At 59.8% G+C, this 16,508-nt stretch carries 15 protein-coding genes; 10 read left to right on the top strand and 5 right to left on the bottom strand.

Annotated elements, in window-relative coordinates; genetic code table 11:
* Window positions 1-85 precede the first annotated feature (85 nt).
* Window positions 86-802 (top strand): signal peptidase I, encoded by a 717-nt coding sequence (locus PHF39_RS12895; RefSeq protein ID WP_300224748.1) that lies wholly within the window; start codon window positions 86-88, stop codon window positions 800-802.
* A 9-nt stretch (window positions 803-811) separates the two neighbouring features.
* Window positions 812-1,897: a 5-amino-6-(D-ribitylamino)uracil--L-tyrosine 4-hydroxyphenyl transferase CofH gene (gene cofH, locus PHF39_RS12890; protein ID WP_300224746.1), complete on the top strand. Its 1,086-nt coding sequence runs from the start codon at window positions 812-814 to the stop codon at window positions 1,895-1,897.
* Between the two features lie 21 nt (window positions 1,898-1,918).
* Here cofH (PHF39_RS12890) and PHF39_RS12885 read toward each other — a convergent pair whose 3' ends face one another.
* Window positions 1,919-2,218 (bottom strand): YunC family protein, encoded by a 300-nt coding sequence (locus tag PHF39_RS12885; RefSeq protein ID WP_300224744.1) that lies wholly within the window; start codon window positions 2,216-2,218, stop codon window positions 1,919-1,921.
* A 110-nt stretch (window positions 2,219-2,328) separates the two neighbouring features.
* On the opposite strand from PHF39_RS12885, the gene cofH (PHF39_RS12880) reads away from it, so the two are divergent.
* Complete coding sequence (gene cofH, locus PHF39_RS12880) at window positions 2,329-3,420, top strand: 5-amino-6-(D-ribitylamino)uracil--L-tyrosine 4-hydroxyphenyl transferase CofH (RefSeq protein WP_300224742.1); 1,092 nt, start codon at window positions 2,329-2,331, stop codon at window positions 3,418-3,420.
* 32 nt (window positions 3,421-3,452) lie between these two features.
* Here cofH (PHF39_RS12880) and PHF39_RS12875 read toward each other — a convergent pair whose 3' ends face one another.
* Genes PHF39_RS12875 through PHF39_RS12865 form a run of 3 tightly spaced genes read right to left on the bottom strand, consistent with a single transcriptional unit; the run spans window position 3,453 to window position 5,083 of the window.
* Window positions 3,453-4,016, bottom strand: a complete 564-nt coding sequence (locus PHF39_RS12875; RefSeq protein WP_300224740.1) for a flavodoxin family protein — start codon at window positions 4,014-4,016, stop codon at window positions 3,453-3,455.
* A gap of 13 nt (window positions 4,017-4,029) precedes the next feature.
* The gene (locus PHF39_RS12870) at window positions 4,030-4,488 is read right to left on the bottom strand and encodes a DUF123 domain-containing protein (RefSeq protein ID WP_300224738.1); all 459 of its coding nucleotides are present in this window, start codon (window positions 4,486-4,488) and stop codon (window positions 4,030-4,032) included.
* Window positions 4,481-5,083, bottom strand: coding sequence for an MBL fold metallo-hydrolase (locus tag PHF39_RS12865; protein ID WP_300224736.1), 603 nt, complete (start codon window positions 5,081-5,083; stop codon window positions 4,481-4,483). Before PHF39_RS12865 ends, PHF39_RS12870 begins: the two co-directional genes overlap by 8 nt.
* Window positions 5,084-5,108: 25 nt before the next feature.
* On the opposite strand from PHF39_RS12865, the gene thiC reads away from it, so the two are divergent.
* The 4 genes from thiC (at window position 5,109) to PHF39_RS12845 (ending at window position 8,024) form a co-directional block, all read left to right on the top strand.
* Complete coding sequence (gene thiC / locus PHF39_RS12860; protein WP_300224749.1) at window positions 5,109-6,431, top strand: phosphomethylpyrimidine synthase ThiC; 1,323 nt, start codon at window positions 5,109-5,111, stop codon at window positions 6,429-6,431.
* A 98-nt stretch (window positions 6,432-6,529) separates the two neighbouring features.
* Complete coding sequence (locus PHF39_RS12855; protein ID WP_300224734.1) at window positions 6,530-6,850, top strand: nucleotidyltransferase family protein; 321 nt, start codon at window positions 6,530-6,532, stop codon at window positions 6,848-6,850.
* Window positions 6,847-7,188: a DUF86 domain-containing protein gene (locus tag PHF39_RS12850; RefSeq protein ID WP_300224731.1), complete on the top strand. Its 342-nt coding sequence runs from the start codon at window positions 6,847-6,849 to the stop codon at window positions 7,186-7,188. The genes PHF39_RS12855 and PHF39_RS12850 overlap by 4 nt, the downstream gene beginning before the upstream one ends.
* A 347-nt stretch (window positions 7,189-7,535) precedes the next feature.
* Window positions 7,536-8,024, top strand: coding sequence for an isoprenylcysteine carboxylmethyltransferase family protein (locus PHF39_RS12845; protein ID WP_300224728.1), 489 nt, complete (start codon window positions 7,536-7,538; stop codon window positions 8,022-8,024).
* A gap of 112 nt (window positions 8,025-8,136) precedes the next feature.
* On the opposite strand, the gene PHF39_RS12840 is transcribed toward PHF39_RS12845, so the two are convergent.
* Complete coding sequence (locus PHF39_RS12840) at window positions 8,137-9,183, bottom strand: virulence RhuM family protein (protein ID WP_300224726.1); 1,047 nt, start codon at window positions 9,181-9,183, stop codon at window positions 8,137-8,139.
* A 1,134-nt stretch (window positions 9,184-10,317) separates the two neighbouring features.
* Here PHF39_RS12840 and kdpA point away from each other — a divergent pair.
* From kdpA to PHF39_RS12825, 3 genes are all read left to right on the top strand, one after another.
* Complete coding sequence (gene kdpA, locus PHF39_RS12835) at window positions 10,318-12,723, top strand: potassium-transporting ATPase subunit KdpA (protein ID WP_300224724.1); 2,406 nt, start codon at window positions 10,318-10,320, stop codon at window positions 12,721-12,723.
* Between the two features lie 2 nt (window positions 12,724-12,725).
* Complete coding sequence (kdpB, locus tag PHF39_RS12830) at window positions 12,726-14,828, top strand: potassium-transporting ATPase subunit KdpB (RefSeq protein ID WP_300224722.1); 2,103 nt, start codon at window positions 12,726-12,728, stop codon at window positions 14,826-14,828.
* Window positions 14,829-14,834: 6 nt separating this feature from the next.
* The coding region (locus PHF39_RS12825) for a DUF4118 domain-containing protein (RefSeq protein ID WP_300224720.1) at window positions 14,835-16,508 on the top strand (1,674 nt) is incomplete at its 3' end.

The following is a 16,508-nucleotide window of genomic DNA, read 5'->3' as shown; positions in this document are numbered from 1 at the left end:
TGGTGTACTACCATCGCATCAATCCCGTATGGTTAATCTGCCCACGGTTCAACACTATACAAAACTCTAAACAACAGGTATCCCGATGGCTGACAAAGATTCCCCCCGCGATCTCCGCACGCTCATCACACAATTCCGCACCAGCGAGCACTGGGCGGTCTCGCTTGCCCGCGACCTCCTCTGGGTTGCCTGCGTTGTCGGCGGCATAGCGCTTGCCCTTTTCCTTATCTGCGGTACATGGCCGGCCGTTGTTACCATTGAGTCGGGGAGCATGGTCCCGAATATGAACATCGGAGACCTTGTGGTCGTGGTCCAGAAGGACCGGTACGGGGAGCTGATGACCTGGGACCAGGGGAAGGCAGCAGGTGTCCCGAAGTTCAACAGCTACGGCGACGTGCTCATCTTCCGGCCCAATGGTAATACCGAAGTCCACCCCATCATCCACCGGGCTGTGGCATACGCGAGAGCGGGTATCCCGATAACTGAAATCCGGGGCAACCAGCTGGTCACGAATTATACTGCTGACCATGACGGCTTTATCACGTGGGGCGACCACAACCCGTACCCGGACCAGTTCTCCCGGTACCAGGCGATCGGGACACCTGAGCCCGTAAAGGACGAATGGATCGTTGGCAAGGCACTCTTCACGGTCCCCCTGGTCGGTTACCTCCCGCTCCACATCTGGGAAGTGGTGATCGTTGTTGTCATCATCATGGCACTCCACGAGCTCTGGCTCCGCTCCCGCGAGGAGAAAAAAGAGAAGGGAAGCGGACAGAAAAAGCGGCAGGGAAAGAGGAAGTGAGGTGGCACCATGACAGAAATCCGCGTCCTGTTATCCGATGTCATGGAAGGCCACCGGCTCAACGAGCAGGAGGCAGAGCAGCTCCTGAAGGCAACCGGCTGCGATGTATGGCGGATTACTTCAGCCGCCGATGAGATGCGGGAGCGCCGGGTCGGGGATACCGTCACCTATGTACGGAACCAGAATCTCCACGTGACGAACATCTGCAAGAACCTCTGCGGGTTTTGCGGCTTTGGCCGTAAGGCAACGGACGAGGATGCTTATTGCCATGACAAGGCTGCCATCCAGGAGCAGGCACGTCTCGCAAAGGAACGCGGGGTTACGGAGATCTGTTTCCTCTCCGGTGTCCACCCGGAATTCACTCTCGACACCTACTGCGAGATGATGGACTGGGTGCATGAAGCCTTTCCCGGTGTCCACATCCATGCATTCAGTCCCGACGAAGTTGCCCATGCAGCAAAGAAGGGGAAGATCCCGACTCCTGAAGTCGTTGAGCGGCTGAAAGCGGGAGGCCTTGGAACCATCCAGGGAACCGCAGCAGAGATCCTCGTTGACTCTGTCCGTGAGGTCATCTGCCCCCGGAAAGTGCCAACGGCGGACTGGATCCGCATCATCAGGGAGGCGCACCGGGCCGGGATGCGGTCCACCGCGACCATCATGTACGGCTCGTACGAGACCCCGCGGGACCAGGCTGAGCACCTCAGGCTCCTGCGGGAGGTCCAGGACGAGACGCACGGGTTCAATGAACTGGTCACGCTCCCCTTTGTGCACACCAGCACCCCGCTCTGGCAGCAGGGGCTTGCCCGTGCGGGTCCGACCGGAAGGGAGGACCTGCTGATGATCGCGGTCAGCCGTCTCTTTCTTGACAATTTCAGGAATGTCCAGGTGGCGTGGGGCAAGGTCGGCCTGAAGATGACCCAGCTCGCCCTCCTGTCAGGCGCAAACGATCTTGCCGGCACTATGTTCACGGACGACGTGACGGGCGATGCCGGAGGAGCGGCTTCTGACTACCTGGACCCTAAGGATATGGAGCGCATTGTCTCCGATCTCGGGCGGACGCTCCGGCAGCGGACAACGCTGTACGAGCTGGTGTAAAAAAGCAATCTCATTCGGAAATCACAGCAGTTCCAGCGCCTGCTTCCCGGTCATCCCGTTCGTGACGCCGCGGTTCATTGCCGAGCGGTTCGTCTCCTTGACGATGCCCTTTAAGAGGTCGTCGATGGTTGCGATGGACGGGCCCGAGGACGGTTTCACCTTGGCCGCCGGGTAGCTGAACGAATCGAGCGCCACAACGTCGAAGGCGCCGCACCCGACCATGCCCATGTCCGTCTTTACCGCGACAAGGTTTGCCGGGCCGAGCGGGATGACGATCCCCTCTGCCACTTTCCGGGAGAGTCTGACTTCAGTCTTCTGCATAGTCCCACTGGAATGGTCGCTGTTCCGGAAGAAGAATCCTGTGGGATGGGATTTCGATATCTTTATTCTTCCGGGATGCCACTCTCCGTAGCAGTACCGGGGGAAATGCCGTGGAGAGAGACCTGAAGAGATTGCTGGATGATGTCCGGGGAGGTCACCGGATGAATACTGAGGAAGCGCTCCTGCTGTTCAGGACAAAGGGCCGCGATGTCTGGGAGATCGCTTCTGCTGCCGATGAGATGCGCGAAGAGCGGGCCGGCAATGCCGTCACCTATGTCCGGAACCAGAACATCAATGTCACGAATCTCTGCGTGAATGCCTGCGGGTTCTGCGGGTACTCGAAGAAGCCCGGCGAGGAAGGAATCTACTTCCACGACAAGGGAGAGATCCAGAGGAAGGCTGCCCTTGCTACAGAGAGGGAGTGCACGGAGATCTGCACGGTGAGCGGCCTCCACCCGGACTTTACCGCGCAGTCCTATACGGACGTGTACCGCTGGATCCACGAGGCAGCACCAGGCATCCACCTCCACGCGAGCAACCCGATGGAGGTTGCCTATGCTGCGAGAAAGAGCAGGATGAGCACGGTCGAAGTGCTCGAGGCGATGAAGGAGGCGGGCCTGGGCTCGATGTGCGGGACAGCGGCGGAGATCCTTGTTGACGATATCCGGCAGGTGATCTGCAAAGAGAAGATCCCGACAAAGGAGTGGGTCCGGATCATCACCGAGGCCCACGGACTTGGGATTCCCTCGACGGCAACCATCATGTACGGCCACTGCGAGAGCGAGAAGGACCGGGTGGAGCACCTCACGATCCTCCGCGACATCCAGGATGAGACGAATGGCTTCACCGAGCTCGTGCCGCTCTCGTTCATCCACATGAACACCCCGATCTACCGGCAGGGGAAGGCACGCGCCGGGGCAACGGGGAGGGAGGACCACCTGATGGTCGCGGTCTCGCGGCTCTTTTTGGACAATTTCAAGAATATTCAGGTCTCGTGGGTGAAGGAAGGGATCAAGATGGCCCAGCTCGGCCTGATCGCCGGCGCCAACGATCTCGGGGGAACAGTCTTTGAGGAAAGCATCTCGAAGGGCGCCGGGGCAACCAACACCGATTACCTTGACCCGAAGGAGATGCAGCGGATAGCAGAGGACATCGGCCGGCCGCTCCGCCGGAGAACAACGCTGTACAAGCTGGCCACGTAAAACCGGGCCTTGAAAAAGGACGGAACAGGATCTTAATCGTAGCTGGGCTTTAAGAGCCGGACAATCTTGTCCCCGATCTTCTGCGCCCGCTTCATGGCCTTCTCGTCTTTTAACACATCCCCCTCGTGATACCCCGTGCCCTTGACGCACCCGAGCGAGGCGAACTCGTGCGTGGAGAGGAAGGCTTCAAGCGTCTGGATGGTCCGCACCGCCCCCTTGTTGGCATGGACGGCGACAGCCACCCCTTTCTTGCCCGAGAGCTTGCGGTCATGGTACAGGGAATAGGTGCGGTCGATGAAGTTCTTGAGCTGGCCGCAGACATCGTAATAATAGGTTGGCGATCCGATAACAAGGACATCGCACTTCATCACTTTCTGCGCCACGTCGTCCCAGTCGTCGTTCTCGATCACGCACCACTTCTTCTCTTTGCACTTCTCACAGCCGAGGCAGGGCAGGATCTTCCTGCCCGCAAGGGAGACAAACTCGGTCTTGATGCCCCCCTCTTCGCAGCGCCCGAGGACTGCCCCGACCAGTTCCGCGGTATTTCCCTTCTTGCGCATGCTTCCCGAGATACCCAGGACCTTTGTCTCCCTCATGCCCTCATTCCCCTCATATGATACCCTTACTGCAGTCCCGGTTCTTCATAGTTGTGGTGATTGCAACGAGCCCGAGGCGGTTGAACGCCGAAATGATCTCGTCATGCGGGTTTTTCCGGCGATAGAAGAGATGGGAGGGACAGGTGCAGTCGCTGCACCCGAAGGCAGGGATGGACGGTTCGCCCAGTGCCTCCGCGAGCCGGCATTCGAGCCGGTCGCCGGTCAGTGCATGGACGGTATACCGGAGCTCAAAGAGGTCCGAACAGGAAAGATAATCGATATGCCACTTCGGCCGCTTGTCCTTTGCCCGGGAGAGGCTGACGTGACGGGAAAGCCGGGCAAGCCCGCCGCTGCCGAGCGCCGAACCGATATAGACATGCCAGCCCCTCGCGAACCGGAGCTGCCCCAGCGCTCCCACCTGCTCCGTGCATGCAGGGTTGTTGAACACCAGACAGTAGATGCCCTTATCCATAACCGCTCTTCATCAGGCCGACCGCAGCGGCAATGCACCGGTTGCCACCCTGCTCTGTGGGTTCCCCGTGCCCTGCATAGAGCCCCTCAACCCTCAGCGCCGCGAGCCGGTCGAGCGACCGGGCAAGCTCGGTTTTGCTCCCGCCGGGAAAGTCATATCGCCCGAAGTAGCCGTCGGCAAAGACGGTGTCCCCTGAGATCAGGACCCGGTCCTTTTCCGAGTACAGGCAGATGCAGCCGGGCGTGTGACCGGGCGTGTGGATGACGGTGAAGGGACCGATCGTGTCCCCGTCGTTCAGGACGATGTCGGGAGCGATACCGGGCGACCGGGCGCCAAAGTTCATGGCAAGGCTGTGGAGGTCCTCGACAAGTCCCCGGGCATCGGCCTTGTGGATGGCGACCTTCGCCTTGTACATGTGCGCGATCTCCTTCACGTGGGCAATATGGTCGTAGTGGCAGTGGGTCAGAACGATGGTGTCGATCGCTTCCTTGTACAAGGCAACGGCCATCGGCATTACGCCAGTGTCCACGAGTATATTGCCGATAACGTACGAGTTCGCAAAGATTGATCCACCGGGTATCCACCTGACCTGCATGCACAATAATAAAGCCTCACAACAGATGTTTCTTATGGATTTGCTCATCCGCAGGTGCCAGAAAGGTCTCCCCAGAGAACTGGGGGCCGTGGCGAAAGCGGAAAAGATTGAACCGGCAGCGCTCGCACGGGGGATTGCGTCGGGCAGGATTGTTGTCCCGAAGAACCCGGCCCGGAAGCACAAGGCATGCGCCATCGGCGAGGGCTGCACGGTCAAGATCAACGTGAATATCGGGACCTCGGGCTCCCGGTGCGACCCGGCACTCGAGATGAAGAAGGCGAAGGCGGCGCTTGACAACGGGGCCGATGCCTTAATGGATCTCTCGACCGGAGGCGATCTTGTCGCGATCCGGAAGAAGATCCTGAAACTCGACACAACGGTCGGCACGGTCCCGGTGTACGAGGCAGTCCGCCGGGCGGGCAATGCCGGCGATGTCACGGCCGACCTCCTCTTTAAAGTGATCCGCGAGCACTGCAAGCAGGGAGTCGACTTCCTGACCCTCCACTGCGGTGTGAATCTCCAGGCCCTTGATGCGCTGAAGGCAGATCCCCGGCTGATGGGTGTCGTGAGTCGTGGGGGGTCGTTCCACTGCGCCATGATGATGCAGCGGGAGGAGGAGAATCCGCTCTTTGCCGAGTATGACTACCTGCTCGAGATCCTTGCCGAGTACGATGTTACCATCAGCCTCGGGGACGGGATGCGGCCCGGCTGCATCCAGGACGCGGGGAAACTGGCAAAGTCCGTGGAGTACAACACGCTCGGCCTCCTCGCACGGCGGGCACAGGACGCCTGTGTCCAGCGGATGATCGAGGGCCCGGGCCACATGCCCCTCGACCAGGTGGGCTACAACGTGAAGATGATCAAGGAGATCACGGACAACGCCCCGCTCTACCTCCTCGGCCCGCTCGTCACTGACATTGCGCCCGGCTACGACCACGTGGTCGGGGCCATCGGCGGGGCAGCAGCGTGCCTGAACGGCGCCGACTTCCTCTGCATGGTCTCGCCCAGCGAGCACCTGGCCCTCCCCGACGTTGCCGACATTGTTGAGGGCACCCGCGTTGCGAAGATTGCGGCCCACATCGGTGATACGGTCCGCAGGCCCGAGGGCTGGCGGATGGACCGCGAAGTGAAGATGGCCGAGGCCCGGCACGAGCTGGACTGGGGCGGGCAGTTCCGTCTTGCTTTGTATGGGGAGAATGCCCGGAAGATCCACGAGCGCGATGGCGAGACAGAGACCTGCTCGATGTGCGGGGACCTGTGTGCGGTCAAGATGGTGAACGAGCTGTTCGGGACCGGGAAGAAGGGGAAGAGGAGAACAAAAATCGTGAAAAGAAAGGAAAGAACGTAAGGTATTCACTCACTCTTTTTAGAAAATCTCATCCTCCATAGTCTTCAAAAAATATAACATCAGACAATTCCATCCATTATACTGAGTGGTGCGTCACGGTGCCCAAAATTGTCCAGTCCCGGAAGAAGCGGTCGGTCGAAGAGATCCGGCAGGACCTCAAGGTGTACCTCCCGGAACTCCGTGATCGTTATGGCGTCACCTACCTCGGGATCTTCGGCTCCTATGTGAGAGGCGAACAAAAAAAAGCCAGCGATGTGGACATCCTTGTGGAGTTCGACCGGCCGGGTACTCTTCTGGATTTTATTCATCTCCAGAATGACCTTGAGGATCTTCTCGGCGTCCGGGTAGACCTTGTGGAGAAGAGCGGACTCAAACCCGCGATCAGGCCGCACGTGCTCGCAGAAGTTGTGCCGGTATGATGAGCCCGAAAGAGAACCGTGGTGCAGCGGAATATCTCTCTGATATCCGGGATGCCATCCATGCAGCCCGCGGATTTGTCAGTGGAGTGACGTTTGAAGAGTTCCGCAACAATCGCGAGAAGCAGTATGCCGTTATCCATGCTCTTGAGATCATCGGGGAAGCGGCAAAGCAGGTACCGGCATCGGTGAAGAAAGAGTATCCGGGTATCCCGTGGCGGGATATTGCCGGTATGCGGGACCGGCTTATTCACGGGTATTTCTCGGTGAATGTGGAACGGTTATGGAATACCGTGAAGGATGATCTGCCCGTTCTGGAGAAGAAGCTGGATGAGGGGTGAAAATGAACCGGTCCGGTACATGAGAGACTGTCTTCATACGGTAAACTATTGAGGAAATCCATGGTCTCTCACCTGTGATTTGATCAGCTCTTTGTATCCTGCCAACACAATTTCAATCGCGATCACCATCACGATCACGATCGAAAAACCGTTCCGGATCAATCAAACCCTGATTTTCATTTTTCAACCGGGCCCTTTTTTGAAGAACGGGTCCCCCCTTCCCGCCATTTCCCGACCCGCAGGAAGGAACCCCTGCCCCCCCTGCCAGAAAAAGAACCGGCCTTTTCTCATCCAATCGTAACAAATGTATATCCAAAGGTAGATAAAATTCTCAGGAATATCCGGGCATGAAAAACCTGTTCGCAGATTTCCGGAAAACCTTTGGCAGCGGCCCCGCCGGAGTTGTGGCCAGCCTCGTCCTGTTATTCATCGCCTACCTGATCAACCGGCAGCTCGATCTGCCCCCGCTCACGGATAACCAGCCTCTCCTGAACGGAATATTTATTGCTGCAATCGTTCTGACACTGGTCCTCATTGCCTGGAGTCTCCGGTCCCTGCCCGCAGCGGACAGGGGCAACAGGCTCTGTACGACCGGGGCGTTCCGGTATGTCCGCCACCCGCTCTATGCCGCATTCTTATCAGTCTTCAACTTCGGGCTCGCCATCTGGCTCAACAGTTACGTGTACATTGCATGGGCATTGCTCCTGCACCCGGTATGGCATTACCTTGTCCTGGACGAGGAACGGATGATGGTCGCCACGTTCGGCGATGACTACCGGGAGTACCGGAAGAGGACGAGGCGCTTTGTCCCCCGGTTCATGAAAAGGAGTGAATAACCTCCCTATCGAGCGGGAGAATCCCGTTTCCGGGCATATTCCGGTCTCGGATCCTGACAGGGAGACGGTGTATCGGAGCATTAGTTCAACGCAGATCTGCACGGTCGCGGGGTTAGGCCCTCTCTGTTTTTTTCCTCTGGCTATCCCTGGGTGCGATCTCTTTTACCGCCCGCTCGAATTCCGGATCCGGCAGTCCCGCCTCGTCCACGATCCGCCGGGCTGAAAGTTTCTCGTACTCCTCAAGCGCCAGTTGCCGGGCGATCTCCATAGTCACCGCCCCCTTGTCCTGTAAAATCTCCTGCTCGTTGAACCTGAGGAAAGCATCGAGTCTCTCCTTCCAGTCCCGCATGTACACCGGCTGCTTTTTCTGCGCCTGCAGCTCGGCATAATCGAGATACATCGTGATGATCCGGTTCAGGTTCCCGATCTCCGTCGCATTGAGGTAATTCTTCTCAACCGTGACATCGCCCTTCCGCACCTTGGCACCTTTCCACGCTGTCAGCCCCATGTTCGGCCTGGATGCATCGGCCCGTTGTGCGATCAGTTCCGCCGCCGTGTGGCCGGTGATCGCCCAGTGCAGTTTGTTCTGGACCGTCTGGAAGAACTCGTGCGTCGTGTCCGCATGGGGATCGTAATCGATGGCAAGCGTGTAGATATCCCGGATCTTCTGGTAAAACCGTTTCTCCGATGCCCGGATATCGCGGATGCGTTCGAGCAGTTCATCGAAGTAGTCCGCCCCGATGCTCCGCCCCTCTTTCAGCCGCACATCGTCCATTACGAATCCCTTGATGAGGTATTCCCGCAGCCGTTCGGTTGCCCAGCGGCGGAACTGCGTGCCCCGGTGGGATCGGACCCGGTAGCCGATGGCGAGGATCATGTCGAGGTTGTAATAGAGCGTACGATAATTCTTGCCATCAGCGGCAGTTGTCAAGTAATCCTTGACTACTGAATTCTCATCCAGTTCCCTCTCATCGAGAATGTTCCTGATATGGAGGCTGATATTCTGTTTTGTAGTCTGGTAGAGCTCCGCGATGAGAGCCTGCGAGAGCCAGACCGTCCCTTCGTCAAGCCGGACCTCGATCCGGCTCTTCCCGTCCTCGGACTGGTAGAAAAGGATCTGGGATTGGGGCAATGGTTCCGGAACAGACGTATCGGTCATCGGGCATGCTCGAAATGGATGAGTGTATGTAAAACAGACTTGGCGCCTGGCTTTTTATAGTATATTCCTGGTGGGTGAAAATGAAACTGTCCTCGGTTACGAGTGGCAGTCTCCGTCCAGTTTTCATCGCGATCATGATCTAAATCGATAATCAATCTGGGCGGCCTTAAGGGGGGGGGTCCCTACCCCTCCCTCAGCAGGACCCACCCTCTCCCTACCATTTTCCCGGCCGCAGGATGGGACCCCTGCCCCCCCTCCATGACCCGGAGGGGTACCCACCCCTCCGGTTTTGCAGGAACCAAAGCGCTGCTTCTCCTGGAAATTCCGACGGAGACCCGTTTTTCCGGTAAGTTGTGATAGCGAAAACAGGAGAGGTACCCACCCCTCCCATGCCATGGGGGGTTGCTACCCCTCCCCTCAGTGAGGGGGGGAACCCTGGCGCCGGATCCGGGCCGGCAAAGAAGGAGGGGTGGGTAGGGGGGGTATCCCGGACACCCCCCACCACATACGGATTTCTCCCCGCATGAGGGAAACGCACGTCTGACTAATATGTTTTCACTGCTTTCTATGGGGGGGTCACGCCTCACCAATGTCCAAGCAGGCGGGGGGGTATGTACGATCTGAAAGCCAAAGGGGAGGGGGGGTATGCCGGAGACCCCCCTGCCCGTTTTTGGGATGTACGCAGTATTGCACGGTTTTTCCAAAGAATGGCCTCGTCGAAATGCAGGAAATACCCCCCAAAAATAATTGGTAACAGGGGGTCTCTTTAGGCCTGAGGGGGGAGGGGGTGTCCGGCATACCCCCCCACCCCCATGCAGGGGGGGTCTGATCGAATCTGAACGCATCAGGGTAGGGGGGTTGACTGCTGACCTCCCTGACGGGTGAATATCGTGTCGGGTTCGCAGGTCAACCCCCCATTTCCGCGCGTTCGTACCTTTTATTATCAATCTGGTGGAAGGTACTCTCTACCAAAATCATCACTGCCGATGGGAAAGCGGAACTATCGGGGAAATACCGGAAGTGGTGCACCTGAGCATCCGGGTACGCGGGAATAAATACCCGCAACCATTACCCTTCCTTTGACAACTCGTCCAGCACAGCCCGGAATCATCTGGATTCCGGGCGGAGGTTTCCATGAATCCCGGGTCAGTCTCCTCTATGATACGGAGCCAGCTGAAGCCTGCCCTCATCATCCTGCTCCTCCTTACGCTCATCACCGGCATTTTGTACCCGCTCCTGATCACCGGGATCGCCCAGGTCACATTCCCTTCTCAGGCTAACGGCAACCTGATCGTCCATAACGGCAAGGTCGCAGGGTCTGCCCTCATCGGCCAGCCCTTCACGTCCCCGGGCTACTTCTGGGGCAGGCCTTCGGCAACGAGCCCCGTCCCCGATTATGCCGGTCTCTCGTCCGGATCGAACCTCGGGCCTTCGAACCCGGCACTGACCGATGCCGTAAAGGCCCGGGTCGCCGCCCTCCATGCAGCAGACCCGGCCAACACGCAGCCTATTCCTGTCGACCTTGTCACAGCCTCAGGGAGCGGGCTGGATCCGGACATCAGCGTTGCCGCCTCCCTGTACCAGGTCCCCCGGGTTGCGAGGGAGCGGAACCTGAGCCAGACCTCTGTGCACGCCCTCGTCACTGCCCATACCGAATCCCGGCAGTTCGGGATTTTCGGCGAACCACGGGTGAATGTCCTCAAACTGAACTTGGCACTCGACGATCTTTCGGCCACCGGTGTGTCAGCCGCAACGGATCTGACGGCCGATTCCCCCGTACCGGAGACCCCATGGCTCCGGCTGAATGACTGGATCCTCCTTGTCCTCTTCATCGGGTTCTTCGTCGTCACAGTCGTCCCGCTCGGCCGGTTCATGGTGAAGGTGCTCAGGGGCGAGCCGCACGTCCTCTCCCCGGTGTTTGTTCCGATCGAACGCTGGATCCTCTCCTGGTCGCAGGTGAATGCCGGTGAAGAGATGGACTGGAAGACGTTCGCATCCGCGATGATGGTCTTCTCGATCCTTGCCATCGTTCTCCTCTTCTGCATCCAGCTGGCCCAGCCCTTCCTCCCGCACAATCCTTCCGGTGCCGCTTCCCCGTCATGGGACCTTGCCCTCAACACGGCGGTCAGTTTTGTCACCAACACCAACTGGCAGGCCTATGCCGGTGAGATCGGGGTCAGTTACCTGACCCAGATGATCGGGCTCTGCGTCCAGAACTTCACTTCGGCAGCCACCGGCCTTGCAGTTCTCACCGGTCTTGCATACGGCTTCTCCCGCAAATCCGCTTCCACGATCGGGAACTTCTGGGTGCTCCTTGTCCGGAGTGTCTTACTCCTCCTGCCGATCGGCATTATCATTGCCCTCCTCCTTGTCTCGCAGGGGACGGTCCAGACCTTCTCCGGGCCGATCACGGTGCCGCTGCTCGACCCCGTGCGGGATGCCGGCGGAAACCTCATCATTACCCAGACAATCCCCCTCGGGCCCGCCGCATCCCAGATCGCCATCAAGCAGCTGGGCGTCAATGGCGGCGGGTTCTTCAACACCAACTCCGCACATCCGTTCGAGAATCCCACACCGTTTGCCAACTTCATCGAGCTCGTTGCCATCCTCCTGATCCCGGCGGCTCTCTGCCACTCGTTCGGGAGGATGATCGGCGCCGGGAGAAAGGGTGTCGCGCTTCTCGTTGCGATGACCATCATCTTCCTGCCCCTGCTTGGGATCGCCATCAGTGCAGAACTGGCGGGAAACCCGGCGTTTCCGGCACTCGGGATCGACCAGTCCGTAACCGACCTCCAGCCGGGCGGTAACATGGAAGGAAAAGAGGTACGCTTCGGTGTCGTATCCTCCACCCTCTTCTCGGTGGTGACAACCGCCGCGTCCTGCGGGGCGGTCAACAGCATGCACGACTCCTTCACGCCTATCGGCGGCTTCGTCCAGCTCTTCATGATGCAGCTCGGCGAGGTCGTGTACGGCGGGATCGGGTCCGGGCTGTACGGGATGATCGTCTTTGCCATCATCGCCATGTTCATTGCCGGGCTCATGGTAGGCCGGACACCGGAGTACCTGGGCAAGAAGATCGAGCCGTACGAGATGACGATTGCCACGATCGCTATCCTCATTCCCATCTTCCTGATCCTCTGCATGACGGCCGTGGCAGTCATGACCGATCCCGGAAAGACTGCCGTCCTCAACCCCGGCCCGCACGGCTTCTCCGAGATCCTGTACGCGTTCACTTCCGCAGCGCAGAACAATGGCAGCGCATTCGCCGGCCTGTCGGCAAACAGCCTCTTCTACAACTTTACGACCGCACTCTGCATGTTCGTGGGTCGTTTCCTGCCGGCCATTCTCGTGCTGGCACTGGCCGGGTCGCTTGCGGCAAAGAAGATCGTCCCGGCCGGTGAAGGGACGCTCTCCGATCACCGCCCGCTCTTCATCATCTGGCTGGTCTTTGTGGTGATCATCATCGGGGCGCTCAGTTTCCTGCCGGCCCTTGCCCTGGGCCCTATTGTCGAACACCTGATCCTGTACGGGGGGACCTGACGATGGCCGGCAAGGGAACTACCCCGTCGCAGGGTTTCGATCCAGCCATGTACCGGCGGGCGATCACCGACTCGTTCGTAAAGCTCGACCCCCGGCTCATGGTGAAGAACCCGGTCATGTTCATGGTCGAGGCCGGCAGCGCCCTCACAACCCTGCTCTGGCTCCAGGCTCTCGCAGGCCATGGCGAGGCACCGGCCGGGTTCATCGGCGCCATCTCAGCCTGGCTCTGGTTCACCGTCCTCTTTGCCAACTTTGCCGAAGCCCTTGCTGAGGGCAGGGGCAAGGCGCAGGCAGAGTCGCTGAAAAAGATGCGGCAGGACACGGCTGCAAAACGGCTGGACCGCGGCTATACGATCGTCAGGGGCCGTGAGCCCCAACCCGGGCAGGTCACGGAAGTCTCGTCGTCCCTGCTGCAGAAGGGCGACCTCTTCTACGTGAAGGCCGGCGACACGATCCCGGCTGACGGTGAGGTCATCGAAGGGATCGCCTCCGTGAACGAGAGCGCGATCACGGGAGAGAGCGCTCCCGTTATCCGGGAATCCGGCGGGGACCGGAGCGCCGTGACCGGGGGAACGGTCATCCTCTCGGACTGGCTCATCATCCGGGCCAGCGCCAATTCCGGCGAGGGTTTCCTCGACCACATGATCGGCCTCGTGGAGGGGGCAAAACGCCAGAAGACACCGAACGAGGTTGCGCTCGGGATCCTGCTCATCGGCCTGACCGCAGTCTTCCTCGTTGTCTGCGCAACGCTCTGGTCCTTCTCGGTCTATTCCGTGGAAACCGCCGGAGCCGGTGTACCGGTCACCATCACGGTCCTCGTCGCCCTGCTGGTCTGCCTGGCCCCGACAACGATCGGCGGCCTGCTGAGCGCGATCGGGATTGCCGGCATGGACCGGCTCATCCGCCGCAACGTCATCACAACGTCCGGGAGGGCGATCGAGGCCGCCGGCGACGTGGACGTCCTCCTCCTCGACAAGACCGGTACGATTACCCTCGGCAACCGCCAGGCCGTTGACTTCATCCCGGTTGACGGGACGGAAATTACCGATCTCGCGGAAACCGCCCAGCTGGCCTCGCTTGCGGACGAGACCCCCGAAGGCCGGAGCATCGTGGTCCTGGCAAAGGAGAAGTACAGCCTTCGGGGCAGGACGGTCGGCGCATCAGAGTCCGGCATGGCGATGCAGTTCGTCCCGTTCACCAGCCAGACCCGGATGAGCGGCGTTGACACCGGGGACATGAGGATCCGGAAGGGGGCGGCGGACGCGATGTTTACGCACATCGAATCGGCCGGTAATACCGTATCGGACGATCTCAGAAAGGAGATCGAGAAGATCTCCTATGCCGGCGGGACGCCGCTGGTCGTTGCCCGGAACGGCAAAGCCCTTGGGGTCATCTACCTCAAGGACATCGTGAAAGGCGGGATGAAGGAACGGTTTGCCCAGCTCCGCCGGATGGGCATCAAGACCATCATGATCACGGGCGACAACCGCCTCACGACAGCCACTATTGCCGCAGAGGCCGGCGTGGACGATTTCCTTGCCGAGGCTACGCCCGAAAGTAAGCTCGCCCTGATCCGGGAGTACCAGACCGGCGGGCGCATGGTGGCCATGACCGGTGACGGCACGAACGATGCCCCGGCGCTGGCGCAGGCCGACGTTGCCGTGGCCATGAATACGGGAACCCAGCCGGCCCGCGAGGCGGCCAACATGATCGACCTCGATTCCAACCCGACCAAGCTGATCGAGATCGTCGAGATCGGCAAGCAGCTCCTGATGACGCGGGGGGCGCTCACGACCTTCTCGATCGCAAACGACCTGGCAAAATATTTCGTCATCATCCCTGCGGCGTTCATCACAACCTACCCGGCCCTCGCGACCCTGAATGTGCTCGGCCTCCATCATGCAATCCTCTCGGCCGTGATCTTCAATGCCCTGATTATCGTTGCCCTGATCCCCATCGCGCTCCGGGGTGTGACCTACCGGCCGATGACTGCCGAGGAGGCGCTTCGAAACAACATCCTCCTCTATGGTGTCGGCGGGGTGATCGCCCCGTTCATCGGGATAAAGACTATCGACCTCCTGCTCGTATTGCTGGGTGTGGGGTGATCCACAATGTCGTCCCTTCCCGACCATCGCCCGGATCCTGACACGCTGCTTGCGCGGATACAGGGAGAAGAGCTCCGGAAACACCGGGGCAAGCTCAAAATTTTCCTCGGGTATATCGCGGGCGTTGGCAAGACCTACGAGATGCTCCGGGCCGCCCATCTCCGCAGTACCGAGGGCATCAGCGTGCGTGTCGGTTACGTCGAGACCCATGGCAGGAAAGAGACCGAGGCACTGCTCGAAGGCCTTACGCTCATACCCCGCAAAACCATGGAATACCGGGGCGCAGAGTTCTCCGAGTTCGACCTCGACGCAACCCTGCAGTGCCGGCCTTCCCTTGTGCTCGTGGACGAACTCGCCCACACGAACATCCCCGGCTCCCGGCACCTCAAGCGGTACCAGGACGTGGAGGAACTCCTGGATGCCGGTATCGATGTCTATACTACCTTAAATGTCCAGCACGTCGAGAGCCTCAACGATGTCGTGGCCCAGATCACCGGGGTGGTCGTAAAGGAGACGGTCCCCGACCGGGTGATCGACGAGGCTTCGGAGATAGAAGTCGTCGACCTCGCTCCGCCGGAACTGCTCCAGCGGCTACGGGAGGGGAAAGTCTATGTCCCGGACATGGCGGCCCGGGCAGTCGAGCAGTTCTTCAACGAAGGGAACCTGATTGCGCTCCGCGAGCTGACGCTCCGGCGGGCTGCGGAACGGATCGACGAGCAGATGCTTGCGTACATGCAGACCCGGGCGATCCCCGGCCCCTGGGCTGCCGGCGAACATATCCTTGTCTCGATCGGGCCCGGGCCCCTATCCGAGCGGCTGGTCCGGACCGCACGCAGGCAGGCCGATCGCATGGGCGCCCAATGGACCGGGGTCTATGTCGAGACCCCGGCACACCACAGCCTCAGCAAGGAGGGAAAGGAGCAGCTGGCCCGGACCCTTGAACTCGCCGAGAAACTCGGGGCAAAGACCGTGACGTTGTTCGGCCTCAACATTGCCTCGACCGTGATCGACTATGCCCACAGGCACAACATCACCCGGATCATCGTCGGCAAGACGCTCCGGCCGCGGTGGCAGGAGTACATCTTCGGCTCGGTCGTCGACCAGCTCATCCACGACAGCGGCACCATCGATATCTACGTGATCAGCAGCGTGGAGCACATCCCGCAGAAGATCGAGGGACTGGAACACCTGCTCCCGGCAACGCCCCCCCACGATTATATCGCCAGTCTCGTTCTTGTCGTGATCATCACGGTTCTCGGCTGGCTGATCAAATCGTTCATCTCGCCGGCAAACCTCGTCATGCTGTACCTCCTTGCAGTCGTTGTCGTCGCGTTCCGCAGGGGACTTCGCCCGGCTATCTTCACCGCAGTCATCGGCGTCCTGGCGTTCAACTTCTTCTTCATCCCGCCCTACATGACCTTCCGGGTCACCGATGTCGAGTACCTCATCACGTTTGCCGGGATGATCATTGTCGGGGCCCTCATCAGCCTGCTCGTTGCCCGGTCCCGCGATCATGCGGTTGCTGCACAGGAACGGGAGAAGGAGACCGGGACCCTGTATGCCCTGTCGCAGGACCTGGCGGCTACCGCGGATGAGAATTCCGTTATCGATGCGATCCGGAAGCATATTCGCGAAGTATTCCAGTGGGAGAGTGTTGTCCTCCTTCCCGATGGGGACCGG

It is taken from the genome of Methanoregula sp. (assembly GCF_028712425.1).
GTDB lineage: Archaea > Halobacteriota > Methanomicrobia > Methanomicrobiales > Methanospirillaceae > Methanoregula.
The sequence above is the reverse complement of the archived record's forward strand: the minus strand, read 5'-3'. Positions and strand labels throughout refer to the sequence as shown.